Raw genomic sequence first — 25162 nt, 5'->3', positions numbered from 1 at the left:
AGGCCCAGATCAGTCGGCCTACCGGATCAGAGATGACCTGCGCCGTTGACCCCGTATGCGGGCATCATGAAGGCCCGTCCAAGGCGCCCCACCTTTTCATGGCTTGCGCCGGCGGTCGACCTGGCTCGGATCGGCATATTCTGCTGACGAAATGAGGGCGCAGCTCTTTGCCCATTGCAAGAGGTCGGTCTACGCAATTGTTAAGACAAAAACTATTACTGCGGGAGCCCTATTCAGAACGTGGTGGTTGCTTTCTTGCGGTCCCGCGTCAGGGTGACGATGCGTAACGGCGGTCGTCCGGTGAGGGTTCGCCTGGGTTGTGTGGACTCAGAAGAACCTCGGTGGACGACCGCCGCGTAGTGAGCGTATGACCGGGATGCACGCGGACCAACTCGCGACGCTGATTCTGGCGGTGTCCGCCGAAGACCTATGCGGCGCGGACATAACTAGAGCTGTTTATTCAGTCGGTATATTTGACCTTCTTCTTCCTGAAGAACCAGCCACTCTGTTCGACCGGGTATCCTAACGGACTGAGCACTTTTAGGGCCTTCCTTTCAAGTGACTCGCTACCCGATACTGCTCTCTTGGCGGCTTCACCGAGTGCCTTTTTCACTCCATGAGGCAACGGTGGACCGATTTGGAATAGGGTGTCTAGGGCGATCTCGGTAAGGCCGGCCTGAGGACTTGCCCCAGCCGGATTAAGCATCGGAAGGACCATCTCTTCAATTAATCTTCTGCGGCTGTTGGCATCGTTGATTCGGGCCTGTGCCAATACTCGAACAGCGGTTTTTCGCTGAGAGTTGTTCGTGCATTTCTGGAATCGTTCGATGATGAGATCTGTTACGTCATTGTCGTCTACATCAGTCAGTCCAATCATTATGGCTTCATCAACTGTGGGGGCGCTGGAGTCTGGTTCAGATATGTGGGCTCGGAGAAAGTCGAGGCGTTGCTGGCGAGCCCAATGGCTGCGGGCACTTACCGCCGCTACGGCTACCTTTCTAGTGAGGGCATTATTATTTCTCAGCGTTGCGAAGAGTCTAGCCAGCTCGTCCGTGTCTGGCTTTGCTATCGCGAGCCATTCTTCAGCGGCTGCTGTCGCGCCGATGCCGTGGCCGTTAATTACGTCGATCATGTCATCAACGACAGGCATCGACTCGAAATCATTGGGAGAGATCCCTGATGCGCCGATTAGTTGGAGCATAAGGTTGGTCGAAAATGGTTCATGTGCTGGCGAGTTTGCGTTGAGCTGTGTAAGAGCGTTTTTGATCAACACCGGAGCGTCCTCGTTACCCGGATTTCCGGTACGAACAATGTCGATCACGTCCCCGAGAAGGTAGCGCCCAAGGGGGCTATCCGCGGCTATGCTGCTTGGGAGGTTCTCAAATGTCTCACTGAGCGTTGTGAGAGCTTCACGATATACGGGGGCGGGTTTCAGTAGCGTGAGATCGGCAAATTTGCGCACGTTGCGATACAGTACCGTCCTCTTGGCAGCGAGATCGTTGTTCCACGCGGCCTCGGCCACATCGGATATTGCAATGCTTGTCAGATCCGGACGTAGGCCTTGTGGCAGTTGATCAATAATGCCGGCTACAGCGCTTGCGGCGGTCTCGATATCTTCAAGGTCAACATCGTTATCTTTCGCGTTGGCCCACAATTTCATGGCAAGGCGGCGAATTGATGCCGCATGACGGTCGGTGATGGAGTCGGGAGCGATCGCAGATAACCAGCGATGCCACAAAGGAAGAACTCTTCTGGTTGTCGCCGTCAATAAGGCGTCGACGACTTCAAAGTTCGTTGCGGCCGGGATGTGAGCCAAAATTAAATCGACCTTATCCCGGCCAACCCTCCTGTCTACGCGTAGCAGAATGAGTGCCAATGCGTGACTCAGATTACCGGAGTTACTTGCCCAGTCCAGAGCATATTTTTGTAAAGCGTTCAGGATTGGATCGGGATCGAACGGCTCATCAACTTCCAGCTGCGTGGAACGGCCTGTCTGGCTGGTCGTCGGAGGTTGGGAGGCGGCTACGGAATGCCCTTCGAGGAATTCGTTTCTGGCGTCTATGGCCGCACTAAGGTAGTTGGCAATGTCCTGTGACGAAGTGTTGATGACTGCTAACGCCGTGGATTCGTCTAATTCGCGAAGCAAATCAATGGAACTCTCGCCACCATCGCGGACAATCTCACGAGCGATTAAACGTGCTAAGACGTCCGGATTGCTTGTCAATGCGGGCGTCGGGTTGCGTAGTACGAACGAGGCATCTAGGTCGTGCTCTTCTGTGGCTGCGATGGCTAAGACTGAGTCGCGGAGCCGAAGTGCCCCAGCTTCCTTGCCTAGGCCGGCCAGCTGCCAAGCCGCATCAATCGTGTCACTGTTGATTAATTCGGGGTCGGTCTCGATGAATATGGTTATCATCTCGCTCGCCGAGTCGGCGATACTCTCAACTGGCAACGCGGGACGATTTTGGTAGACCTCAAGTAGCGTTCGGGCAGCGTTCGGACCACCTACACCAATGCCCGTGCGGATTATGTGGTTGAGAAGCTGCACAATTCCCAAGATGGATTGTTGATCGGCTCCGTCAAGTCTGTGCGTGACTGCTTCCATATCGGCGTTCTCAGCTGCGGCTTCGATCGCGAGCGCAGTCTGCCCGTCCAAGCCAAATGCTGTTCCTCCGCTGTGCATGAAGATAAGGTCACGACTAGGTCCGGGGATGGTTTTCGTGCGTCGAAGGTAGTCCAGCAGCTGGCGGTTGCTCTGCGCACCCACCCGGCGTGCCGCGTCTTCGTCGTCTTTGTTGTCTTCGGTATTAAGCACCACCATGGCTGGCGTAGCTCGGGACACGCCGTATGCTCGCGCCCGCTCCACGGCCTGATCCGAGTAGGAACTATCAAATCCTACGGTGGTATCGCCGGCGATCCTTATAACCATTTCCGGTAAGCGAAAGTCAATTTCAAGGTCACGTGCAAAGAGGGGAAATTCAACGCGTAGACAAACTAGCTTTGCAACAGCGGCTGCGGTTACCCGCGGATCTTCGGCAAGAAGCCCTAGTCGATATCTATCTTGCGCAAGCCGGTAGGTGAGGGCAAATGTATTTATTAGGTGCTTGACCCGTCTTGGACTGGTGACGTGGGTCGGCACCAACACGGACACAACATAGTCGCTATTAATGTCAGACCACAGGCCAGGCCGGTTTTTGACAGTATCTGCTGCGAATCTTGTGACTCGCTGTGACATGAGCGGAGGAAGGCTAACCTGGTATTGGAAAACCTTGTCTAGATAGGCGCTACCTGTGCTGTAGTAAGGGTTGATCTCGTCAGACGGTGTTTCCTGCCTTGCTGCTCGCGTCAGGCTTTCCTCTAATACTCGCTGATCTGCGGCAATCACAAATACGCATAGCTCGACGCCAAGAAAGGTTCGGATGGCGTCGAGCGTTGCCACAACTTCGTCCGCAGCGCACCGATCCAGCTCGTCGACAAAAATAACTAAACGCTTCGCCTTCGACCGAACAACAAGTTTCTTGAAAATCTTCTCGAATTGTTCGTCGCTATCTGGTTTGCCAATGCTTCTATCAACCTGCAAAGTCTTGTTGGCTAGCGTAACCAAGGCGGATAACAATGCTACTGGCAGTAGGCCTGCGGTTACTGCAGTTCGGCACATGGTGGAAAAGTCTGAACCGTATGGTCCATTCTGAAAGAGTGCGATCATGGCCACGATCCCCACAAGGATCGTCGACATCCCGGCAACCAAGGTTGCGAACACGCCCATAATTTTCAGGATTTTTGCCGCGGGTACCTTGACTTCGGTACGGGAATGGCCCGAGTAAAGTGCGTCATGAAATGCGTCATCGGTTATCTTAAGCTCGGTTGCGATAGCCGAGACAAAGTTCCGGCGCAACGGTGTCTCGGCGTATTTGAATGCATCAAATCGCACAAAGCGTATGCCGTTAGTGCCGTCGATTGCGTCGCGCAGGAGGTTCCCGATCCCGCTCTTGCCTGAGCCCCATGGTCCGTAGAGGGCGACGTTTGACGGGGCTGGAACCATGCGGACAAGTTCGCCAAGTTGGTCAGCGATCTGTGCGTGGGATAGTTGATCACTGCCGACGTCGGCAACCTCACGGTCCTCGACGAGGTCTCCCGCATGCAACAGTCGTCTTGGGTCGACTTTGGCCATGTCGTCGCGGTGCCTTCTCTAAAAGAAATTTTGCAGAGACGTCATTCTCTGCGGATTGACATTCTCCTTCAATGCCTTGGTGGTTTGTCAAGGTGATCTCTTTGAGGGCATGTGATCGCGCCTTAGCGTAGTTGAAGCATTGCGCAGAGTGAGGAAGATGCTGTGCCGAAGTTGCGAGATGTGACGCCGCAGGTCACTGCGGAAGGTTGCATAGTCCGGGGCGGGGAGTGTTTAGGCAGCCTGCTGAGTATTTCTGCGGGGCGATCGATCGTCGCGCCGAGAGTGCGTTATTTAGAATTTCGTGTGCTCCTTTGGTATTTACGTGATGCAACCCCTCTGACCGGCCCAAAATTGCGTAGTCTAGACGTAATGCCGAATTGGGCTTTCTTGGATCAATGCGCCGCGCGAGCGCGGCGCGGGCTGGCCGCGCTCGGCATGCTGGCGGCCTTCGGCCGGCTTCGGCCGGCACGCCGGCCACCTCGTGCAAGGTCTGACAGAACGCTCAGGGTGTTATGGCTTTGCGGGCCAGCCCGAGATGGAAGATGCTGTCGCGCATGTTGCTGCGTCAGGGACAGAGCGTTGAGCGGGCAATTCAGGTACTGGAAGATCGCGTGCGCGAGGCGGGGAACACGCGTAGCGCGCCTCGCCAGTACCTGCTGATGAAGTACCTGGAGTGGGTCCGAGAGTCAGAACGTCAGTTCCGCTCCATATTTTCTGACACGGAGGTTCTGGAGCTTCTCCACTCGCCTCGCCACTGGTACTTACGAGCCAACGGCCAGGCGGAGGACCTGGCGGTGGGCCCGGGCGTCTTCCATGAGGAGCTTGACGCGCAGCAAATGATGTTGCGAGAGGTGATCGGCGCTTTGTCGGGGTTCAGATCGCTTGCTGGTCGGCAAGGCGAGATCCTGGTGCTCGACACGAACACGATCATGCACAACCGGCCGGTTAACGAGGTCGATTGGCATAAGGAATTCGAGGCCAAGCAAATCCGTCTCGTGATCCCTCTGCTGGTGCTCGACGAGCTTGATGCCAAGACCTATGCGTCGAGCAAGCAGCTAGCGGGCCGAGCCGAGAAGCGCCTGAGGCTTCTCGACCAGCATTTGGAGCTGGCGGTGAGCAGTGCCTCGGAGGTGCGAGAAGGCGTAAGTCTAGAAATCCTGCCCGACCCATCGGGCCATCGCCGGCTCACTGACGCTGACCACGAGATCTTGAACCGCGCGGAGTTCGTGCAGCAAGTTTGTGGCGGCGTCGTTCGAGTTGTGTCTGGTGATCGCGGTATGCGAGTGCGAGGGATTAGCAGGAAGATCCCCGTGCAGGCGCTGTCTCAGAGGTGGCGCCTATCCCTTGAGCCGGAGCCTTCTACGAGGTCGCCCGCTACGGAGCCGACGTTGACGGCGGTCGACGACGCCCGAACCTGATCTGGCCGGACGGGTCCGCGGTAACCGGGCCGAGCAGCTGCCGCGCCGCTTCGCGGCTTGCCACCGAATGGGGTGGGCGCGGTGGGTTGCTGAACGCCGGCACTGGCGGCCAGCGTCGGCGGGGGTGCGGGGCGGGCGGTGCGCGGGCAGGCGCAACCAAGATCGAAGAGTCCGCAATCAGTCCGCACGAGGGTCGCAAACGTAGCGGAACGCTGTCAGATCGCGGCGAGCGTTTTCACAGCTCGGCGCACGTTTGTGCCAATAGATCGACTGCGGTCTTCGATCTCAGAATCCGTCAAGGGCGCCAACCAGCCCGGTAGGTGCGATCGTGCCGGCTCCAGATCGCGAAGCGCGGTCCTCGGGTCGTCGAGGCGGCGAAACACGATGATGCCGCGGACGTACAGCATCACGGCCCGGTCCTGCCGGCCAGGCAACCACCCGCCGATGGCGAGGTCGACGGCGTGGATGGCGTTGCGCGGTTGACCACGCAGCAGGTCGCTCGCCACGTAGACCAACCAGGGGTCGATGTGCAGGCCTCCACCTGCCCCGATCCAGCCCTTGGCCCAGCGGTAGGCGCCGAGTCCGTCGCCGGCATGTAAAGATGCCATCGCCTGTTCGCGGTACGCGGCAGCGGGCGGCAGCGGTTCCGACATGAGGTCAGTATCTATGCCGGCATGATCGGCAGTCACCGCGAAGGCAGGCACCACTATGGCTGAACTTCGTATCCGCCCGTCGCGACCGGGCGACGGCGAAGGCTGCGCCGCAGTCTGGATCGACATCGGCCGCTACTACCACCAGCTCGACCCGGCGACGTTCCAGGTCCCGAGCCCGACCGGCCTGGCCGACTCGTTCGAGCAGGACATCACCGCCGCCGAAGCCGACGCCACAGCGCTCCATCTCGTCGCCGAGGCCGACGACGGCATCGCCGGCCTGCTCGTCGCCCGCCTCCACGAGCCCGCCTCCCACCCGGAGCACGAACTGCTGCGCGACCTGTCCCGCCCCCGCGTCTTCGTCCAGATCCTGGCCGTCGCCGCATCACACCGGCGCAGCGGTGTCGGCACCGCCCTGATCAACGCAGCCGAAGCCTGGGCCACCGACCATCACGCCGCCACGATCTCTCTCGACACCTACTTGCACAGCCCGACCTCGGTGCCGTTCTACGAGCGGATGAACTACCGCCGCCGCGCTCTCGTCTTCCGCAAGGAGCTCGCATGAGGGGGATCAGGCGCGGGCGGCCGGATCCAGGGTGGCGAGCCGACGCCGTACCTTATCGGTGATCGTGGTCAGGGTTTTCAGTTCGGCCGCGGTGAGCTGGTCGATGACCGCGTCGCGCGCGTCGGCGACGTGCTGCCGGGCCGCGGCGGCGATCAGGTCGGTGCCCTGCTCGGTGATGGTGACGACGGCGCCGCGCTGGTCGGCCTGGGATCGTTCCCGCACGACCAGGCCGCGGGTCTGCATGCGGGACAGGTGCTGCGACAGCCGGCTCTTCTCCCAGCGCAGCAGATCCCCGAGTTCGAACGAGCGCAGTTGCCCGCCGGGCGCCTCGGACAGGTGGGCCAGGACCTGGTAGTCGGCGTGCGACAGGCCGCAGCCGATGCGCAGGCGACGGTCGATGAAGGCGGCCAGGCTCTCCTCCATCGCCATGAGGCCGCGCCACGCCTGTTGTTCCTGCTCGGTCAACCACCGCGGCTCGGTCACGTCCCCGAGCCTACCAATGGTTGATGCGTTAACCATCGGATGACCTCGGGGCGAACCGTTCACCCCACTCGCGGAGCGCGCCCAGCACCGGGGTGATGGCCTCGCCGGCCGCGGTGAAGTAGTACTCGTCGCGCGGCGGGTGTTCGCTGTAGCGGCGGCGCTCGATGACGCCGGCGGTCTCCAGGTCGCGCAGCCGGTTGGTCAGGGTGTCGCGGGGTGCGCCGGTTCGGCCGCGGATGTCGCTGAACCGTCGGACCCCGAAGCCGATCTCGCGCAGGATCAGCAGCGCGTACCGGTCGCCGACCACGTCGAGCGCGTCGGCGATCGAGCACACGCGCGGCGTCGGCTCGGTGTCTTTACCCACAACACCACTCTAGCTCGGTTCGATTTCCGGACTGACCCTGCTACGGTGCGAGGGTGGGTAGGTCCGAAAATCGGACCGATAACGGGAAGAGGTGGGCACATGACCTGGATCGGATCGACAGCCGCAGAACGCCGTACCCAAATCGGTCGTTTCGTGCTCGGCGCCGGAGGCCTCGGCGGCATCGCCGGGATCACCGGCCCCGGCATCGGGTTGTCCGAGACCGACGGGCACCGGCTCGTCGACCGGGCGATCGGGGAGGGCTTCAAGATCCTCGACACCGCCGACATCTACGCCGGCGGCGCCAGCGAGCGCATCCTCGGCGCCTGGAACCGGGCGCACCCCGGCGCGAGCGTGCTCATCCAGTCCAAGACCGGCGTCACCCCCGACGGCCCGGACCTGTCGCCCGAGCGGATCCGCCGGCAGCTCGACCACAGCATCGAGGTCCTCGGCCGCGTCGACCTGTACCTGGCCCACCAGGTCGACCCCGGCACGCCGTGGTCCGAGTCGCTGCCCGTCTTCAGCTCCGCCGTCGAGAAAGGCACCATTCGCGCGTACGGACTGTCCAACGTCGACGAGGCCGCCCTCACGACTGCCCTGGACACCGCCGACCGTCTCGGACTGGCCCGCCCCGAGCTGATCCAGAACCAGTACTCGCTGGTCGCCCGCGACGACGACAAGGGCGTGCTCCCGATCGTCGCGTCGCAGAACCTGGCCTACACGCCGTATTCGCCGCTGGCCAACGGCGTGCTGGCCGGCCGCTACAGCCGCGGCGAGCGCCCGGAGCACGGCAGCCGCGCCAGCACCAGCCCCCGGGCCGGCGGCCTGCTCGGCGACGACGCGGTGATGGCCCGGGTCCGCGAGTTCGACCGCCTGGCCGAGGAGCACGACGTCACCCCGGCCGGGCTCGCGCTGGCCTGGCTGATCAACCACCCCGTGGTGACCGCACCGATCGTCGGCCCGAGCAAGGACTCCCACTGGCTGGGCATCCACGAGTCCACCCGGCTCACCTGGACGCCCACCCTGCAGGAGCGCCTCGACGACCTGTTCGGCTGACCGGCCGGCTCATTTCTTCGAGTGACGCCTCCGACTTCCCGATTGCATTCCACATAACACTTTCGAGGCACTTGATCATCGAAATAAACCCTCCTTGGGTACGGACTCGGCGCGCGACCGCAGAGCGGCCTTGGCCAGGCAAAATGTGGCGCCACGGAATCCGGGGCGCACCGTTCGAAAATTGTGGATGTCCGGCCTGTTGCGATGACGAAAAATCAGAGATGATACGTCATACCAATCGAAGTGCATCGAGGCTTTGACCATTCGGTGCCTCGTCGGAGCGCCGGCCCGCACCTCACTGCCCGGTGCCCGGAGGGACCCGTCCAGCCATCGGCGCCGGGCAGAAGGAGACAGACGGTGCGCAAAGACTCGCCGCTGACATTCGGAGTGTCGCCGTCGCGAAGACGGCTTTCAGCCATGACCGCGGCGGCCGGCCTGGCCGTCCTGGCCACCGCGTTCGTGGCCTCACCGGCCCGGGCCGCGTCCACCACCGTCTACGCTTCACCCACCGGCTCGGGCACGAGCTGCTCCAGCGCCCAGCCGTGCTCACTGGCCGGCGCGCAGGCCGCGGTGCGGGCACTGAACGACGCGATGTCCGACGACATCGTGGTGCAGCTGGCCGACGGCACCTACCGCCTGTCCGCGCCGCTGCGGCTGACCGCCGAGGACTCCGGCTCCAACGGGCACACCGTGTCGTGGCAGGCCGCGCCGTCGGCCCATCCGGCGATCAGCGGCGCGCGGACGGTCACCGGCTGGACCCTGGCCGACAGCGGCCGCAACATCTGGCGCGCCGATGTGGGCGCCGGGACCGACACCCGCCAGCTCTACGTCAACGGGGCGGTCGCGACCCGGGCCCGGACCGCGGTGAACCGGTCGGACTTCACCGCCACCAGCAGCGGCCTGAGGTTCAGCAACAGCGCGCTGTCCTACCTGAACAACCTGGCCGACCAGAGCCGGATCCAGATGGAGAGCATCGGCTCGTTCACCGACCGGTACGTGTCGGTGCAGGCCATCAGCGGCAACTTCATCACCATGCAGCAGCCGGGGTGGAACAACAACACCTTCGGCTACGACACCTTCACCAGCCCGCACCGAGCCGGCCCGCTGTACCTCACCAACGCGTACGAGTTCCTGGACTCGCCCGGCGAGTGGTACCTGAACCGGGGGACCGGCGCGCTCTACTACATCCCGCCGACCGGTCAGAGCATGAGCACCGCCGACGTGGAACTGCCGGCCCTGCAATCGCTGGTGAACGTGGGCGGCACCTACGACGCCCCCGCGCACGACGTCACGTTCACCGGGATCACCTTCACCGGGACGAGCTGGCTGGGCCCCAGCAGCAGCCAGGGCTACGCCGACCAGCAGACCGGTGCGTACGTGACCGGCACCTGGAACTGGCCGGCGCTGACCGCCTGCCAGGAGGGCTGCACCCAGTTCGAGGCCACCCGCCCGAACTGGAACCAGATGCCCGCCGCCGTGCAGATCTCCGCGGCCAACCACATCACCTTCAGCGGCTCCCAGTTCGTCAACCTCGGACAGATGGCCATCGGCATCGGCAACGACGCCAACGCCCACACCAGCGGGGTCGGCCTGGGCGCCAGCAACATCACCGTCACCGGGTCGGAGATCGCCCGCAGCACGGCCGGCGGCATCGTCGTCGGCGGGGTGCGGGCCGACGCGCATCACCCCGGCGACTCCCGGATGGTCAACCGGGACATCACGATCAGCAACAACCGCATCCACGACCTCGGCCTGGAACATCGGGGCAACGTCTCGGTCCTGACCACGTACGTCACCAACGCCACGCTGTCGCACAACGAGGTCTACAACATGCCGTACACCGGGATGTCGGTCGGTTTCGGCTGGGGCGCGAACGAGCCCGGCGGCAGCACCCAGTACACCAACCGCGGCCTCTACAACTACCAGCCGCGCTACACCACGGCGACCACCGCGGCCAACAACCGGGTCATCGGCAACTACATCCACGACGTGATGCAGCAGACGACCGACGGCGGATGCCTCTACACGCTGTCGTGGAATCCGGGCGCCGTGATCAGCGGGAACTACTGCCTGCGGACCAACGGCTGGTTCGGCCTGTACTTCGACGAGGGCTCCAAGTACTACACGGCCAGCGGCAACGTGTTCTCCGCAATCGGCACCTGGGCGACCGCCAACTACTGGGGCGGCGAGAACATGGGCAACTTCACCGTCACCGGCAACTGGACGAGCAACAGCGCCACCAACGTGACCAACGGCGACCGGGGCAACGTGGTGAACAACAACGTCACCGTCACCAACGGCAGCTGGCCGTCCGGCGCCCAGGCCGTGATGTCGTCGGCCGGCCCGCAGAACGGCGGCACCACGCAGGGCAAACAGATCGTCGGGGCCCAGTCCGGCCGATGCGTGGACGTGGCGGGCGCGGCCACCGCCAACGGCACCGCGACCCAGCTGTGGGACTGCACCGGCGCCGCCAACCAGAGCTGGACCTACACCTCCGGAAAACAATTGACCACGTACGGCGGCACGAAGTGCCTGGACGCCACCGGTCAGGGCGCCACCAACGGCACCGCCGTCATCATCTGGGACTGCAACGGCCAGGCCAACCAGCAGTGGAACGTCAACACCAACGGCTCCGTCACCGGCGTGCAGTCCGGGCTCTGCCTGGACGTCACCGGCGCGGGAACCGCCAACGGCAGCAAACTGAACCTCTGGTCCTGCCACGGCGGTGCGAACCAGCAGTGGTCCCTGCGCTGACCGGCCCCGGTTCACCGCCCTCGACGTTCTCCGCGAGGGCGGTGAACCGACTCGCTGTTCTGCCGGGCGTGACCGTAGCTGCCGACGTCGCGGGCCAGATGCGAAACCGCAGACACCGTACGAGGGCCCGCCCGGCCGTGATTTGCTGACCGGGTGCCGAGAACGATCGTCTCGATGGCGGCCGCCGTGGTGCTGCTGGTGTTCGCGGCGCCGGCCTCGGCCGCGCCGGCAGTCCAGGTCGTACGGGTTGCCGCGGGTGGCTCCTACAGCTGTGTGCTGGGCAGCGACACCAAAACCTACTGCTGGGGCGGCGACGACTTCGGTCAACGAGGTGACGGCAACCTCCCGGAGCCGCCGTTCGGCGGCGCGGTGCGGGTCAACGCGCCGACCGGAGTGACCTTCGTGCAGCTGGCCGCCGGTGCCGCCCACGCCTGCGGGCTGGGCGACGACGGCCGGGCCTACTGCTGGGGCAGCAACTCCCAGGGCCAGCTGGGTACCAGCGACCAGCAGACCCGGCCGAGTCCGGTGCCGGTGAACGCACCGCCGGGGGTGACGTTCACGCAACTGGCCGCGAGCGTTTCCCACACCTGCGGGCTGACCGGCGACGGCATCGCGTACTGCTGGGGTATTCCCAACATCGGCCGGCCGAGCGGCGCCTCCGAGGGCACACTCGGTCCGTTGGAGATGATCGCCCCGGCCGGGGTCACCTTCACGCAACTTGCCGTGGGAGCCGTTTACGCCTGCGGGCTGGCCCGCACCGGCCGGGCATACTGCTGGGGCACCGGCGGCCGAGGCCAGCTCGGGGACGGCGACACCGTGGACCGACCGAGCCCGACGCCGGTCACCATGCCACCCGATGTGAAGTTCACCCAGATCACCACCGGAATCACCCATGCCTGCGGGCTCAGCGGCGACGGCCAGGCCTACTGCTGGGGCAACAACGCCGACGGTCAACTGGGCGTCGGAGACACCGGGCCTCGGACGATCCCGGTGCCGGTCACCATGCCCGCCTGGGTGACGTTCAACCAGCTCACCGCCGGATACATGCACACCTGCGGGCTGGCCCGCGGCGGGCGGGCGTACTGCTGGGGCAACAGCGGCCGAGGCCAGGTCGGTGACGGCAGCACCACGAGCCGCTCGGTGCCCACCCTGGTGCACGCGCCCGCCGGAGTGGCGTTCACCGAGCTCACCACCGGGATCCTGCACACCTGCGGGCGGGCCGGCGACGGCACCGCCTACTGCTGGGGCCGCGGCGACGACGGCCGGTTGGGCAACGGGGGAGGAGACGACCAACTGAGTCCGGTGAAGGTGCTGCCGCTCGGGGTCAAGCCGGCCGGGCCACAACCGCCGGCCACCGTCACCGCAACCGCGGGCGACCAGCAGATCCAGGTCTCTTGGACCCCCTCGTCGGACCTGGGTGACGGCACACCGGTCCACTACCTCGCGTTCGTGGCGCCCGGCGATCAGACCTGCACCAGCAGCAGCGCCCCGACCTGCACGATCGCCGGGCTGTACAACGGCACCGCGTACACCGTCAGCGTGGTCAGCGTGACCACCGTCGGAAACTCGGCGGTGGGCAAGGCACCCGCGGCAGTGACCCCGGACGCCGTCCCGGACAACAGCGGGCCGACCGTCACGGTCACGCCCGGCGACCGTGCCCTGGTACGCGGCGGGCAGTTCGTCACGGCCATCGAGGCTGTCGATCCGGCCGGGATCAGCGGTTCCTACCTGGACGGCCCGGACCGGGCCGCGCTGCCCGGCTCGTACACCCGGGCCACGGTGGCCTCCGGCGCGGACGGTTCCCGGACCGTCACCTGGGTCGTGTTCGACAACCGCGGCAACCCGACGACCACCTCGCGCACCGTGATCGTCGACAACACCCCACCGACCGTGGCGTTCCGCACCGCACCCAGGAACGGCACAAAGATCTCCAAGCCCACCACATTCACCGCCACCGCGACCGACCGCAACGGCATCGCCCGGGTCCAACTGCTGGTCAACGGCACGCCGGTCGCCACCGCCGCGAGCAGATACGCCTTCGCCCTGCGCCCGGCCAGGTACGGCAAACAGTTCACCGTGCAACTGCGCGCCTACGACCGCGCCGGCAACGTCCGCACCACCAACCGGCTCACCTATCGGCGCTGAACCGACAGTGTCCGCCGTGGTGCATCTACGTGTTCGGCGCGGTCGTGCTCGCGGCGGACCTGTCTCCTCGACCGGCCCCGCCCGTCAGCGGTAGCCCGCCGCCGTGATGTTGGCCTGGACCGCGTTCTCGGTGGCGTCCGACGGGTAACCGGCGACCATGGCGCCCTCGTAGAACGTGCCGGCGCTCTGGTTGGCGCCGCCGTCGGGTTTGCAGCAGTCGCCGCCGCTGCCGAGCACGATCGCGCCCTGCTTGCGCATCGGGCTGTAGCCGGAGGGCAGCGAGCCGTCCCACAGCGTGTAAAGGCTGCCGCTCTGGGCGTTGCTGCCCTTGATCGCGAATCGGGAGGTGCCGTTGTTCTTCAGGGTCGCGGTCACGAACTTGCTGGTGAAGGCGCGCTGGTTGGTGTTCCAGGTGCTGCTGCCGCCGGGGAACAGGCCCCACTCCAGATCGGCCTGCACCCACGGCCCGGATCCCGAGCAGCCGCCGAACCAGCAGCTGGTGCCGAAGTAGATCGCGTCCATGGCACCGGCCGCGTCGGCCTTGCGGGTGGTCTCACTGTTGCCGTAGTCGAAGCAGCAGCCGCTGTTGACGTGGGTGCCGCTGGTGACCATGTACATGCCTTCGGGCGCGCTGCCGGTCGGCACACCGGTCAGGTGACCGTCGCGCCAGTAACTGTTGCCCGGGTTGACGTAGAGCGAATAGGCCTTGGCACCACCGACGGTCAGCGATTCGGTCGTGGCGAGCGCCGGTTTGCTCTGCGGCGAACCGGGCACGACCGACGACCCCTGGTACCACAGGTCGTTGCCGTGCCCCGACTGGTCGTAGAGGACGGTGATCACGCAGGTGGTGCCGGCGCAGAAGGAGTCCTGGCTCGCGGCGTCGGCCGTGCCCGCGGTGAGGACACCGATGTTGCGGGTGGCGCTGTCGGAGCTGCGCCGGACCTGGTAGAGGTTGCCTCGGTAGGAGCTGTAGAGCGCTCGTACCGTGCTGTGGGCCGCTACGCAGGGCGTGCCGCCGGCGGCGTAGATGTCGCAGGTCCCCCCGGTGCTGCCGCCCGGGGTGACCTGGGCCCACTGCTGGTTGGCCTGACCGTTGCAGGCCCACAGGATGATCCTGGTGCCGTTGGCGGTGCCGGCCGCGTTGGCGTCCAGGCACAGGCCGGACTGCACGCCGGTGACGGTGCCGTTGGTGTTGACGTTCCACTGCTGGTTGGCCTGGCCGTTGCAGTCCCAGATGACGACGGCGGTGCCGTTGGCGGTGCCCTGCCCGGAGGCGTCCAGGCACTTGGTCCCGTACACGATCAGTTGCTTTGTATTGGTGTAGGTCCAAGCCTGACCGGTGGTGCCGGAGCAGTCGTACAGCTGCGTCGGTAGGCCGTTGGTGGTGGCGGAGCCCGGTACGTCCAGGCAGCGGCCGGACTGGCCGCCGACGACCCGGGTGGGTGTGCCGACGGTCGCGGCCACCGCGGCGCTCGGCCCGGCGCTGACCACGGCACCGGTGAGCAGCAGGCCCAGGACTGCGGCGAGCACCAGGCGAAGCGATCGATGAGTCATGGCGATCTCCTTCAGCGGTAGAGGTCAGCGGCCGAGCAGTCGCCAGCTCTGATTGAGGGGACTGCTCTGCGCCGGCGAGTTGCAGGTCCATTGGTGGATCACCGCTCGGGCCGCGGTGGAGACCCCGCTGACGTCGACGCACTTGCCGCTGTGCCGGGCGACGAGCTGATAGTCGTGCGGGTCGTTGCCGGTGTAGGTGACCCGGCGCAGGGTGAACTGCTGGTTGGTCGCGCCGCTGAGGCAGGGCCACTGCTGCACGGCGGCGCCGTCGGCGGTGGACACGCCGTTGACGTCCAGGCATTTGCCGCTCTGCTGGTTGACCACGGTGTACGTGTCGGCGACGCCGGCCACCGGCCGGAAACTGAACTGCTGCTGGTCGCCGCCCTCGCACGGGAACTGCTGCTGCTGGTTGCCGTCGGTGGTGCGCAGGTCGGTGTTGTCCAGGCACTGCCCGCTGTGCTGGGCCACGGCGACGCTGGTGAAGCTCGTGTCGGTGGGCGGCAGCACGGTGACGGTGTAGGCGTCGGTGATCGTGCTGTTGGCGACGGTCACCGAGGTGGCGTTGCCGGTGAGGGTGACGACACGGTCCTGGACGGTGGTCGGGCCGGCGACGGCGCCGCCGCTGTTGGAGGGGATGCGCTGCACCCGTACGCGAACCTGGTTGTTGATGACGACACCGCTGGTGGTGTTCAGCGCCTGCAGGTTGACGGTGAGGTTGCCGGTGGTCCGGCCGCCGCCGACCAGGACCTTGGCGTTACCGGCGGTCTTGGTGGCGTACGCGTCGTAGCCGGCCGAGGCCGTGGTGGCGACCGTGGTGCCGCTCTGCTGGGCGTAGAAGCGGTACACCCACCATTCGCCCTTGGGCCGGTACTGACCGGCCGTGTCGTGGGTCAGCAGGTTGCCCAGGTCGTTGTGCAGGTTGCCGCCGCTGGCCCAGTTGGCGCGCAGCCCGTCGGCGCCGGCCCGTTCGAGCCGGGTGATGTACCAGGCGCCGTCGCCCGGGTTCTGCTCGTCCGAGGCGCCGTACTCGTTGATCTGGTACGGCCTGGTGTGCGCGATGCCGCGGGAGTTGAGCGTGGTGTCGGCGGCGGCGACGTTGGCGACCGGGTCGCCGGGCAACGAGTGCCAGCTGACGATGTCCGGCACCGCGGCGTTGGCCTTGACGTAGTCGAGGTACTGGTTCCACCAGGTGCCGGAGGTGCTGGGCACGCCGGCCAGGCTCGGACCGACGATCAGGGTGCCCGGTATGTCGGCCCGCAGCCGCTGATAGGTCCGCCGCCAGAGCTCGAAGTACTGGGCCTGGGTGCGATTCCAGAACAGGCTGATGTTGGGCTCGTTCCAGATGTCCCACTCGACCGCGACGCCTGTCGCTTTCACGTCGCTGATCACCCGGGTCAGGAAGTTGTTGTAGTCGGTCCAGTCGCCGTTTTCGCCCGGGAAGCGGGCGATGGCGGCACCGTCGGCGCCCCACAGGTCGTGGGCGAGCAGGACGAACGTGCCGCCGAGGGCCTTGGTCCGCAGCATCTGGGCGCGGGTGGCGTTCCACCGGCGGTCGTACCCGCCGCCGACCCAGCCGCCGCCCGGCAGTTGGGCGCCGCCGGCCCGCATGGCCCGGAACTTGACGTCGGTGAAGAAGTGGTCGGCCGGTGCGGAGCCGTTCTCGGTCATGCCGTAGATCCAGCCGGAGGCCCGGTAGGTGGGGGCGGCGCCGGTGGCGGCGAAGTTCACGCTGTCGCTCTGGTCGTCGGCCTGGGCCGGGGCCGGAGCGGCCAGCACACCGAATGCGGCCAGCAGGCCGGCCGCCAGGCGAATGGGCAGGGATCTCACGGTGCCTCCGTCGGGGGGAGAGGGCAGCACGAGTCACGGGCGGAGCCGGCGGCTCGTCCCGGGCGAGATGGGGCGGTTCATCTGGTGCGGGCGGGCCCTGTGCCGTCGAGAAGGAAGATCGGGGGTGTGAGCGACAGGTGCCGCGGCGCGGTGGCCGATGGTCACGATCGGCATTTCGGTCGGCTGTCGTGGAACTGTCGAATCGATTCGCCAACCGCAGGATAGGCAGCGACCGCAGCCGATGTCAACGATGCGTCGGGGACGTTAAGTCTGCGTTTCATGGTGCCGGAAGGCGTCGCTCGTGCCGTCGGCTCCAGGTTCGAACCGATTCGCATTCATGGCGGCTTGCCGGAAAGGATCGCCGTTCGACGCCACCTTCGAGGACTGTCGGAACGTCCCGCTGCGGACCGGCTGTGGGCAGCAGAATGGGTGACATGCGTCGTCGCTGGCTGTTCGCCGATCAACTCGGGCCGCACTTCCTGGACTCGCCCGATCAGCCGGTCCTGCTGGTGGAGTCCAAAGCGGTGTTCCGGCGGCGGGCCTTTCACCGGCAGAAGGCGCACCTGGTGCTGTCCGCGCTGCGCCACCGGGCGCTTGAGGGAGACGTCCGGCTCGCGCGCGTGGACACGTACGCGCAGGCGGTCGACGAACCGCTGACCGTGTGCCATCCGACCTCCCGGGCCGCGCGCGGCCTGGTCCGGCGCCTGCCCGAGGTGGAGATGCTGGCGCCGCGCGGGTTCGTCACCGCGCCGGAGGACTTCGTGGCCTGGGCGCGCGGCCGGGACCACCTGCGGCTGGAGGAGTTCTACCGGTTCGCGCGGGAGCGGCACGACATCCTGATGGACGGCGCCGAACCGGCCGGCGGGCGGTGGAACCTGGACGCCGACAACCGTGAGCCGCCGCCGCGGGGCGTGCAGCGGCTCGACGTCCCGGAGCCACCGGCGATCGTCGAGGACGAGATCGACGAGCAGGTCCGCGCCGACCTGGACCGGTGGGAGCGGGAGGACGGGATCACGTTCGTCGGCAACGACGGCCCGCGGATGTTCCCGGCGACCCGCAAGGAGGCCCTGGCCCGGCTGCGGCACTTCGTCACGCACCGGCTGCCCGCGTTCGGGCCGCACGAGGACGCCATGCTGGCCGGTGACCCGCTGATGGCGCACAGCCTGCTCAGCCCGGCGATCAACCTCGGACTCCTGGATCCCCTCGAAGTGATCGAGCGGGCCGAGAAGGCGTACCGGGAAGGCAGTGTTCCCTTGGCCGGCGCGGAGGGTTTCATCCGCCAGATCCTCGGCTGGCGCGACTTCGTCTGGCACCTGTACTGGTACTTCGAGCCCGACTACCGGGCCGCCAACGAACTGGGCGCCCGGCGTGAGCTGCCGAAATGGTTCGCGACGCTGGACGCCGACGCGGTCGGGGCGCGCTGCCTGTCCGACGTGCTGGCCGGGGTCCGCGACCGGGGCTGGGTGCATCACATCCCACGGCTGATGGTGCTCGGCAACTACGCGATGCAGCGCGGCTGGCGGCCGGGGGCGGTGGCCGACTGGTTCCACCGATCATTCGTGGACGGCTACGAGTGGGTGATGACGGCCAACGTGATCGGCATGAGCCAGTTTGCCGACGCCGGGCGGATGAGCACCAAGCCGTACGCGGCCGGCGGCGCCTACATCGACCGGATGAGCGACTACTGCCGGGGCTGCCGGTACAACCCGAAGTCGCGGACCGGGGACGACGCCTGCCCGTTCACGGCCGGCTACTGGTCGTTCCTGGCGCGCAACGAGAAGTCGCTGGCCGGTAACCACCGGATGCGGCAGCCGTTGCACGGCCTGCACCGGCTCGCCGACCTGGGCGCCCTGCTCGACCAGGAGAAGGCGCGCGGCTCCCGGGCCCCGTGAGAGGACCTGTCGTCGGGTGGGGAGCAGGGAAAACATTATTTCCGGTGTCCTCAAATCCAACTATGACGAAATCGTCTTGGTATTTCGGTGGCGTTACAGATGGCCGGTCCCGCTGGTCGGAGGCCCGCACCTGTAGCGGCGAAGGCGTTCCTCACAACCGGTTCAATGGCTTGCATCCATTTGTCAGTGTCTATCGTGGAGCCGGGATGGGCCCGGCACGGGGAGGCACCAGATGCGTCGACGAAGACTGTCCGCCGTTCTGCTCACCTCAGCCCTGGTCATCGGGGCGTTGCAGGCACCGGCGGCAGCCGCTCCGTCCACGACCGCCAGCACGCCCGCACAGGTGAAACCCGGCTCGGTCACGCTGATCACCGGCGACCGGGTCGTCACTCATGGCACGACCGCCTCGATCCGGCCTGGCCCGGGGCGTGACAGGATCCGTTTCCTGAGCTACACGGCCAAGGGCCACCGCTACGTCATCCCGTCCGACGCGCTCGCGCTCCTGCGAGCCGGACGGCTCGACAAGCGGCTCTTCGACGTCAACGAGCTCACCGCCCAGGGCGGCAGTGACCTTCGCCTGCTCGTGACGTACGCCAAGAACGGCGCGAGCGGCGCCCGCAGCGCGATCACCGCCGGCGGAGCGCGCGTGACACGCGACATCGCCCCGGTGAAAACCCTGGCGGCGAGCGTCGACACCGCCGAAAGCACGTCACTCTGGTCCGGCCTGACCAGAGGTACCGCGACGGCGAAAGTCCTCCAGCCCGGCGTGCAGGGTGTCTGGCTGGACGGCAAGCGCAAGGTGGCGCTCGACCACAGCGTGCCGCAGATCGGCGCGCCGACCGCCTGGCAGGCCGGCTACGACGGCACCGGCGTCACCGTCGCGATTCTCGACACCGGCGTCGACGCCACCCACCCGGACCTGGCCGGGAAGATCGCCGGCGCGGAAAACTTCACCACCACCGCGTCCACCGACGACGAGGTCGGGCACGGCACCCACGTCGCCTCGATCATCGCCGGCAGCGGTGCCGCGTCGGGTGGCCGCTACAAGGGGGTCGCCCCCGGCGCCAAGCTGCTGATCGGCAAGGTGTGCGAGACCGAGTTCTGCGACGACTCGGCGATCCTGGCCGGCATGGCCTGGGCGGCCGCACGTGCTCCCGTCGTCAACATGAGCCTCGGCGGCGGCGACACCCCCGAGATCGACCCGCTCGAGCAGGCCGTCAACGACCTGACCGCGCAGTACGACACGCTGTTCGTGATCGCGTCCGGCAACGCCGGCCCGAACTCGGTCGGTTCACCCTCGACCGCCGACGCGGCCCTGTCGGTCGGCGCTGTCGACCGTGACAACCAGCTGGCGGACTTCTCCAGCACCGGCCCGCGCGCCGGCGACCATGCCCTCAAGCCGGAGATCACCGCGCCCGGCGTGGACATCGTGGCGGCCAAGGCGAAGAACGGATTCATCGGTGACCCGGCGCCGGTCGACGGCTACGTCGCCCTCTCCGGCACGTCGATGGCCACCCCGCACGTGGCCGGCGCCGCGGCGATCCTGACTCAGGAACACCCCGGTTGGTCGTCCAGCCTGCGCAAGAACACGCTGATGGGTTCGGCCGAGCCGACCGCCGGGGTCGGCGCGTTCGAGCAGGGCGCCGGCCGGGTCGACGTGGCCCGGGAGATCACCCAGACGGTCACCGCCGACGGGGGCAGCCTCAGCTTCGGCCTGCAGTACTGGCCGCACGGTGACGACAAGCCGGTCACCAAGACCGTCACGTACCGCAACTCGGGCCCGGTCGCGGTTGAACTGAACCTGTCCACGCCGGCCGCGCCGTTCACCGTCGCCGCCACCCACCTGAGCGTCCCGGCCGGCGGCACCGCCACCACCACGGTCACCGCCGACACCAGCAACCCGGCGCTCGCCGACAAGCTGTACGGCGACTACCTGGTGGCCACCGCCACCGGCGGCGTCCGCGTGGTCACGCCGATCGGCGTTGACCGCGAGGTGGAGAGCTACGACGTCACCGTCCGGACGATCAACCCGGACGGTACGCCGAGCCTCGACCACTACGCGTCGCTGTTCAACCTGGACGGCACCGGGTTCTACGACGTCTACCAGGCAGAGGGCACCGAGAAGCTGCGCCTGCCGAAGGGCACCTACGGCGGGTTCGTGTGGATCAACAACGCGGAGGCCGAGACCACCGCGATGCTCACCCACACCGAGCTGGTCGTCGACGGACCGGCCACGATCATCTTCGACGGCCGTAAGGTCAAGCCGATCACCGTGACCGCGCCGCAGCGCGGCGCGGGCGTCCTGCTCGCCGCCGTCAACGCGGAGTGGCTGCTCGACGACCTCGGTGTCGGGGCGAGCACGCTCGGCCTCGACTTCACCTCGTTGTCCGCGGCGCCGGCCTCCCCGGCCGCCAAGGACTACTTCTTGGCCAGCGTCAACGGCTCGTTCGCCGACCCGGGCCCGGACGGCACGTTCCGGAACAGCCCGTGGACCACCGACCTGGCGTACGGCAAGCGCGGCAAGATGTTCGACGGCTTCACCAAGAAGCCGCGGCTGCGCGACCTGGCCACCGTCAAGGCCGACTACTCGGTGTCGGCGACCGGGGCCGAGGGCGTACGAGGCAACTTCGCCCAGTTCGACGAGCGGTCCAGCGGCTGGGCGGCGTCCGTGCCGTTCGGCCTGCCCGCGCACCGCACCGAGTACCTGAGCGTCGAGGCGCCCTGGATGCTCGACTTCACCCAGCAGATACCGGCCGCTACCGAGGACGACTCCCCGGAGCTGATCACCGACCAGACCGCCAACGGGGCCACGTTCCGTGCCGGCCACACCTACCACCAGGCATGGAACACGGCCGTGTTCGGCCCGAACGTCACCCAGCCGTCGTGGGAGGGCAGTTGGGTCAGCCGCCAGGGCGACCACCTGTTCGCCGCAGTCCCGCTGTTCGGTGACGGTGCCGGCCGTCCCGGCTGGTCCACCGGCGACAGCGAGACGGTCGCTCTCTACCGGGACAACACCAAGATCGGCGAGGGGTACGAGTACGACCTACCCGCCGGAGAGGCTAAGTACCGGCTGGAGGCCGCGGCCACCCGCGGTGCCCCACACCTCTTCTCCACCTCGGTGAAGGCGGCGTGGACGTTCCGTTCCGGCCACGTCTCCGACACCGCGTACACGCGGCTGCCGATCTCGACGATCCGCTTCAGCCCGCGCCTCGACGCCAACAACGCGGCGCCCACCGGTCGCCGCTTCGACATCCCGTTGACCGTCGAGCAGCAGCCCGGCTCCACGGCCGGCAAGGCCCGCACGGTCAAGGTCGAGGTCTCCTACGACGACGGCCGGACCTGGCACCGCGCCGACGTGCGCGGCTCCGGCAACAACCGGACCGTCACGGTCAACCACCCGCGCGGCACCGGTTTCGCCTCGCTGCGCGTCTCCGCCACCGACACGAGGGGGAACACGGTCACCGAGACCGTCATCCGGGCGTACGCCCTGCACTGACACCGTCGGGTGACACCGGGCCGGGCCGTTTTCGGCCCGGCCCGGCTTCACCGTGGCGGCGAGTAGTGCTAGGCCGGCGCCGGCACCCGGGCCGGCCAGCGCATCGCCAGCGCGCAGAGCACGGTCAACCCGGCCGTGCCCACCACCACCGCCATGCTCCAGTTCAGGCCGACGAGTCCGATCGCCGGCGGCCCGACCAGCAGCCCGGTCGTGCTCATGGTCGCCGCGGTGGTCAGCGCCGCGGTGCCGTGCCGGGCCGCGGCCATGTACAGGCACGGGCTGACCGCGGCCATGCCCAGGCCGACGCAGGCGAATCCGGCCAGGGTGGCCCCGGCCCCGCCGGTCAGCAGCCCGGCGGCCAGACCGGCGGCGGCCAGGGTTCCGCCGGCCACCACCACCGTGCGATCACCCCAGCGGTCGCGCCAGCCGTCCGCGAAGAGCCGGGCGAGCAGCATCGTGCCCGAGGTGACCGCGATGCCCAGCGGCAGCACCTGCTCGGCGGCGTGCGCGATCCGTTCCAGGTACAGCGCCGACCAGTCGGTCATGGCGCCTTCGGTGATGGTGGCCAGCAGCATGGCCAGGCCGAGCCAGAGCACCGCGCGGGACGGCAGCCGCCACGAGCGAGCCGGGGACGGCAGGTCGTGGTCGAGCAGTGCCGGGCGGGCGGCCACCACCAGGAGCAGCAGGATCGCACCGGCGATCGCGAAGTGCACGGGCACCGCGCCGGTCAGTGACGTGACCGCGGAGGCCAGCAGCGCGCCGGCGAAGATGCCGCCGCTGAACGTGGCGTGCAGCTTGGCCATCGTGGTGCGTTCGAAGACGTTCTCCAGCGCGGCGCCCTGGGCGTTCATGGCGACGTTCAGGCAGCCCACCGCCACCCCGTCGACCAGCAGCACGGCCAGGGCCGCCGGGTAGACCGGCACCACGGCCAGCCCGGCCAGGGCGCCGACCAGCACGATCACCGCGGCCACGGCCAGCCGGCGGGAGCCGAACGCGGCCATCAGCCGCGGCACCAGCGGGGCCGAGATCACCGCGCCCACGCCGGCGGCCAGCAGCAGCACACCGACCTGGGCCGAGGACAGGTGCAGGCGTTCGGTCAGGGCCGGGATGCGGGCGGCCCACGTCGAGTACTGGAAACCGAGCGAGCCGAACAGTGCGGCGACCGACAACTGTGCGCGGCGAAACGACATGCGGGCTGTTCCTTAAAGGTGGCGGGACATGTAGACGGCGTCCGGCCCGTAGCCTGCCGGCAGCGGGACCTGCGGCTGGGCGCGGAATCCGGCCGAGGCCCAGAAGCCGGTGCTGCCGGAGACCGAGACGAGCGAGACATCCTCGTACGCCAGCAATCTCGCCTCGGCGATGAGGTGTCGCACCAAGCGCCGTCCCCATCCACGGCTGCGTAGATTTTCGTCGATCACCATGTCGTGCAGATGCAGGTTGGTGGACGCGAAGGGGATCTGCTCCGGGCGGGACAGGTCCGGGAAGCGTCCCGGCGGGTAGGGCAGGGCCAGCAGGTAGCCGCCGATGCCGGCGCCGGTGTCCAGCACGAACGACACCGGTTGGTGGGCGCGCGAGCGCAGGGATTCCGGGCTCTCGGACAGTTCCTGCTTGCCGTAGGTGTCGGCCTCCAGGGCCTCGATGGCCGGCCAGTCGCCCGGTTCGATCGGGCGGATCCGTTCGGCCCGCACGCTCTGGCACGGCAGCGGGTCGAAACCGTTGAAGCCGACCGTGGTGTAGCTGGCCGCGTACGCGCCGGCCGAGTGGATCCACACCGGATCGCCCGAGGCCAGCCCGGCCGGCACCGGCATCGGTTCGCCGCCGGCCAGCACGTCGTCGCTGTCGCAGCTGGGCCCGGCCACGATCGCCGGCACCGTCGGCCCGTCCGGATGGGTGGGGAACTCCATCCGATACCGCAACCGGTCGCCCTCGTACAGCCCGTTGAACCGGCCGCAGCTCAGATACAGCCAGGTCGCGCGGCGCGTGGTCAGCCGGGCCACGCGCGCCCGCAGCACCCCGAAATCGGCCACCAGATGACGACCGGGCTCGATGACGAAACCGAGATCGCCGCCGGCCGCCGTCCGCAGCCGTCGCATCCCGGCCCGGATCGCCGCGAAGATCTCCGCGGTCGGCGGGGTCATCCCCGGATGGCCGGCGGCCGGCAGACCACCACCGAGATTCACGTGATCGATACGGATCCCGCGGGCCCGCAGCGCCGGAAGAAGATCGGCCAGAGAATCAAGAGCCAATTGCCATCCGCGTACGGTCATCTGTTGCGATCCGACGTGCAGACTGACCCCGGCCGGAGTCAGCCCGTGCGAGCGCGCCGCGTCGAGCACGGTCACCGGGTCGTCGCTGCCACACTTGCCGGTCAGTCCCCACACCGCGCCCTCGCCGGTGGTCGTCACCCGGCAGAACACCCGGCTGCCGGGCGCGTGCCGGGCGATCGCGGTGACGTCCTCGATCGAGTCGGTGGCGTAGGTGGTGATACCGAGCCGATGAGCAGCCCGGATGTCGTCGTCGGACTTGACCGTGTTTCCGTAGTGCACCCGGCGCGCCCGGACCCCGGTCCGCAACGCCTGCCGGATCTCCCCGGGGCTGGCCGCGTCGAAGCCCGCGCCCAGGTCGGCCAGCGCGCTCAGCACGTCGTCGACCGGGCACGCCTTCATCGCGAACCGGACGTCGGCGCCGGGCAGTTCGGCCAGCAGCCGCCGGTACTGGCCCTCGATGCCGGTCAGGTCGTAGACGATCCGATCGCCGTCCGCGTCCAGGGCAGCGGCCAGGTGAGCGGGCATG

Annotated in this window: 15 protein-coding genes; 7 read left to right on the top strand and 8 right to left on the bottom strand. The window is 67.1% G+C overall.

Going from position 1 to position 25162, the window contains the following annotated elements:
• Positions 1-460 precede the first annotated feature (460 nt).
• Positions 461-4168 (bottom strand): KAP family P-loop NTPase fold protein, encoded by a 3708-nt coding sequence (locus ACSHV8_RS23710; protein WP_436535948.1) that lies wholly within the window; start codon positions 4166-4168, stop codon positions 461-463.
• A 554-nt stretch (positions 4169-4722) separates the two neighbouring features.
• On the opposite strand from ACSHV8_RS23710, the gene ACSHV8_RS23705 reads away from it, so the two are divergent.
• Positions 4723-5586, top strand: a complete 864-nt coding sequence (locus ACSHV8_RS23705) for a PIN domain-containing protein (protein ID WP_436535947.1) — start codon at positions 4723-4725, stop codon at positions 5584-5586.
• A 215-nt stretch (positions 5587-5801) separates the two neighbouring features.
• Here the strand turns inward: ACSHV8_RS23705 and ACSHV8_RS23700 are convergent, their stop codons facing one another.
• On the bottom strand, positions 5802-6239 hold the full coding sequence (locus ACSHV8_RS23700; RefSeq protein WP_436535946.1) for a hypothetical protein: 438 nt from the start codon (positions 6237-6239) through the stop codon (positions 5802-5804).
• A 55-nt stretch (positions 6240-6294) separates the two neighbouring features.
• On the opposite strand from ACSHV8_RS23700, the gene ACSHV8_RS23695 reads away from it, so the two are divergent.
• Positions 6295-6801: a GNAT family N-acetyltransferase gene (locus tag ACSHV8_RS23695; RefSeq protein ID WP_436535945.1), complete on the top strand. Its 507-nt coding sequence runs from the start codon at positions 6295-6297 to the stop codon at positions 6799-6801.
• Between the two features lie 6 nt (positions 6802-6807).
• Here the strand turns inward: ACSHV8_RS23695 and ACSHV8_RS23690 are convergent, their stop codons facing one another.
• Together ACSHV8_RS23690 and ACSHV8_RS23685 are read right to left on the bottom strand one after the other, a co-directional pair.
• Positions 6808-7284 (bottom strand): MarR family winged helix-turn-helix transcriptional regulator, encoded by a 477-nt coding sequence (locus tag ACSHV8_RS23690; RefSeq protein ID WP_436535944.1) that lies wholly within the window; start codon positions 7282-7284, stop codon positions 6808-6810.
• 28 nt (positions 7285-7312) lie between these two features.
• The gene (locus ACSHV8_RS23685) at positions 7313-7648 is read right to left on the bottom strand and encodes a winged helix-turn-helix transcriptional regulator (protein ID WP_436535943.1); all 336 of its coding nucleotides are present in this window, start codon (positions 7646-7648) and stop codon (positions 7313-7315) included.
• 99 nt (positions 7649-7747) lie between these two features.
• Between ACSHV8_RS23685 and ACSHV8_RS23680 the strand changes: the two genes are divergently transcribed.
• The 3 genes from ACSHV8_RS23680 to ACSHV8_RS23670 all read left to right on the top strand — a co-directional run bounded on the left by ACSHV8_RS23680 (position 7748) and on the right by ACSHV8_RS23670 (position 13600).
• Positions 7748-8701 (top strand): aldo/keto reductase, encoded by a 954-nt coding sequence (locus ACSHV8_RS23680; RefSeq protein WP_436535942.1) that lies wholly within the window; start codon positions 7748-7750, stop codon positions 8699-8701.
• A gap of 417 nt (positions 8702-9118) precedes the next feature.
• Entirely contained in the window at positions 9119-11455 is a 2337-nt protein-coding gene (locus tag ACSHV8_RS23675) for a ricin-type beta-trefoil lectin domain protein (protein WP_436535941.1), read from the top strand.
• A gap of 153 nt (positions 11456-11608) precedes the next feature.
• A complete protein-coding gene (locus ACSHV8_RS23670; RefSeq protein WP_436535940.1) occupies positions 11609-13600 on the top strand; it encodes an Ig-like domain-containing protein in 1992 nt (663 codons plus the stop codon).
• Between the two features lie 84 nt (positions 13601-13684).
• Here the strand turns inward: ACSHV8_RS23670 and ACSHV8_RS23665 are convergent, their stop codons facing one another.
• Together ACSHV8_RS23665 and ACSHV8_RS23660 are read right to left on the bottom strand one after the other, a co-directional pair.
• Positions 13685-15154, bottom strand: coding sequence for an arabinofuranosidase catalytic domain-containing protein (locus ACSHV8_RS23665; protein WP_436535939.1), 1470 nt, complete (start codon positions 15152-15154; stop codon positions 13685-13687).
• Positions 15155-15178: 24 nt separating this feature from the next.
• Positions 15179-16981 (bottom strand): RICIN domain-containing protein, encoded by a 1803-nt coding sequence (locus ACSHV8_RS23660; protein ID WP_436535938.1) that lies wholly within the window; start codon positions 16979-16981, stop codon positions 15179-15181.
• 434 nt (positions 16982-17415) lie between these two features.
• On the opposite strand from ACSHV8_RS23660, the gene ACSHV8_RS23655 reads away from it, so the two are divergent.
• Together ACSHV8_RS23655 and ACSHV8_RS23650 are read left to right on the top strand one after the other, a co-directional pair.
• Positions 17416-18873, top strand: a complete 1458-nt coding sequence (locus ACSHV8_RS23655; RefSeq protein ID WP_436535937.1) for a cryptochrome/photolyase family protein — start codon at positions 17416-17418, stop codon at positions 18871-18873.
• 232 nt (positions 18874-19105) lie between these two features.
• Positions 19106-22369: a S8 family serine peptidase gene (locus ACSHV8_RS23650; RefSeq protein ID WP_436535936.1), complete on the top strand. Its 3264-nt coding sequence runs from the start codon at positions 19106-19108 to the stop codon at positions 22367-22369.
• Between the two features lie 68 nt (positions 22370-22437).
• Here the strand turns inward: ACSHV8_RS23650 and ACSHV8_RS23645 are convergent, their stop codons facing one another.
• Both ACSHV8_RS23645 and ACSHV8_RS23640 read right to left on the bottom strand, forming a co-directional pair.
• Positions 22438-23559, bottom strand: coding sequence for an MFS transporter (locus ACSHV8_RS23645; protein WP_436535935.1), 1122 nt, complete (start codon positions 23557-23559; stop codon positions 22438-22440).
• 12 nt (positions 23560-23571) lie between these two features.
• Positions 23572-25161: a GNAT family N-acetyltransferase gene (locus ACSHV8_RS23640; protein ID WP_436535934.1), complete on the bottom strand. Its 1590-nt coding sequence runs from the start codon at positions 25159-25161 to the stop codon at positions 23572-23574.
• Position 25162 lies beyond the last annotated feature (1 nt).

It is taken from the genome of Actinoplanes sp. HUAS TT8, assembly GCF_051380535.1.
Classification (GTDB): domain Bacteria; phylum Actinomycetota; class Actinomycetes; order Mycobacteriales; family Micromonosporaceae; genus Actinoplanes.
The sequence above is the reverse complement of the archived record's forward strand: the minus strand, read 5'-3'. Positions and strand labels throughout refer to the sequence as shown.

Bases quoted from the DNA above. Each gene is read 5' to 3' on its own strand.
- ACSHV8_RS23665 (WP_436535939.1), bottom strand. From the start codon at position 15,154: ATGACTCATCGATCGCTTCGCCTGGTGCTCGCCGCAGTCCTGGGCCTG.
- ACSHV8_RS23705 (WP_436535947.1), top strand. From the start codon at position 4,723: ATGTTGCTGCGTCAGGGACAGAGCGTTGAGCGGGCAATTCAGGTACTG.
- ACSHV8_RS23710 (WP_436535948.1), bottom strand. From the start codon at position 4,168: ATGGCCAAAGTCGACCCAAGACGACTGTTGCATGCGGGAGACCTCGTC.
- ACSHV8_RS23655 (WP_436535937.1), top strand. From the start codon at position 17,416: ATGCGTCGTCGCTGGCTGTTCGCCGATCAACTCGGGCCGCACTTCCTG.
- ACSHV8_RS23680 (WP_436535942.1), top strand. From the start codon at position 7,748: ATGACCTGGATCGGATCGACAGCCGCAGAACGCCGTACCCAAATCGGT.
- ACSHV8_RS23645 (WP_436535935.1), bottom strand. From the start codon at position 23,559: ATGTCGTTTCGCCGCGCACAGTTGTCGGTCGCCGCACTGTTCGGCTCG.
- ACSHV8_RS23650 (WP_436535936.1), top strand. From the start codon at position 19,106: ATGCGTCGACGAAGACTGTCCGCCGTTCTGCTCACCTCAGCCCTGGTC.
- ACSHV8_RS23700 (WP_436535946.1), bottom strand. From the start codon at position 6,239: ATGTCGGAACCGCTGCCGCCCGCTGCCGCGTACCGCGAACAGGCGATG.
- ACSHV8_RS23695 (WP_436535945.1), top strand. From the start codon at position 6,295: ATGGCTGAACTTCGTATCCGCCCGTCGCGACCGGGCGACGGCGAAGGC.
- ACSHV8_RS23640 (WP_436535934.1), bottom strand. From the start codon at position 25,161: ATGCCCGCTCACCTGGCCGCTGCCCTGGACGCGGACGGCGATCGGATC.
- ACSHV8_RS23675 (WP_436535941.1), top strand. From the start codon at position 9,119: ATGACCGCGGCGGCCGGCCTGGCCGTCCTGGCCACCGCGTTCGTGGCC.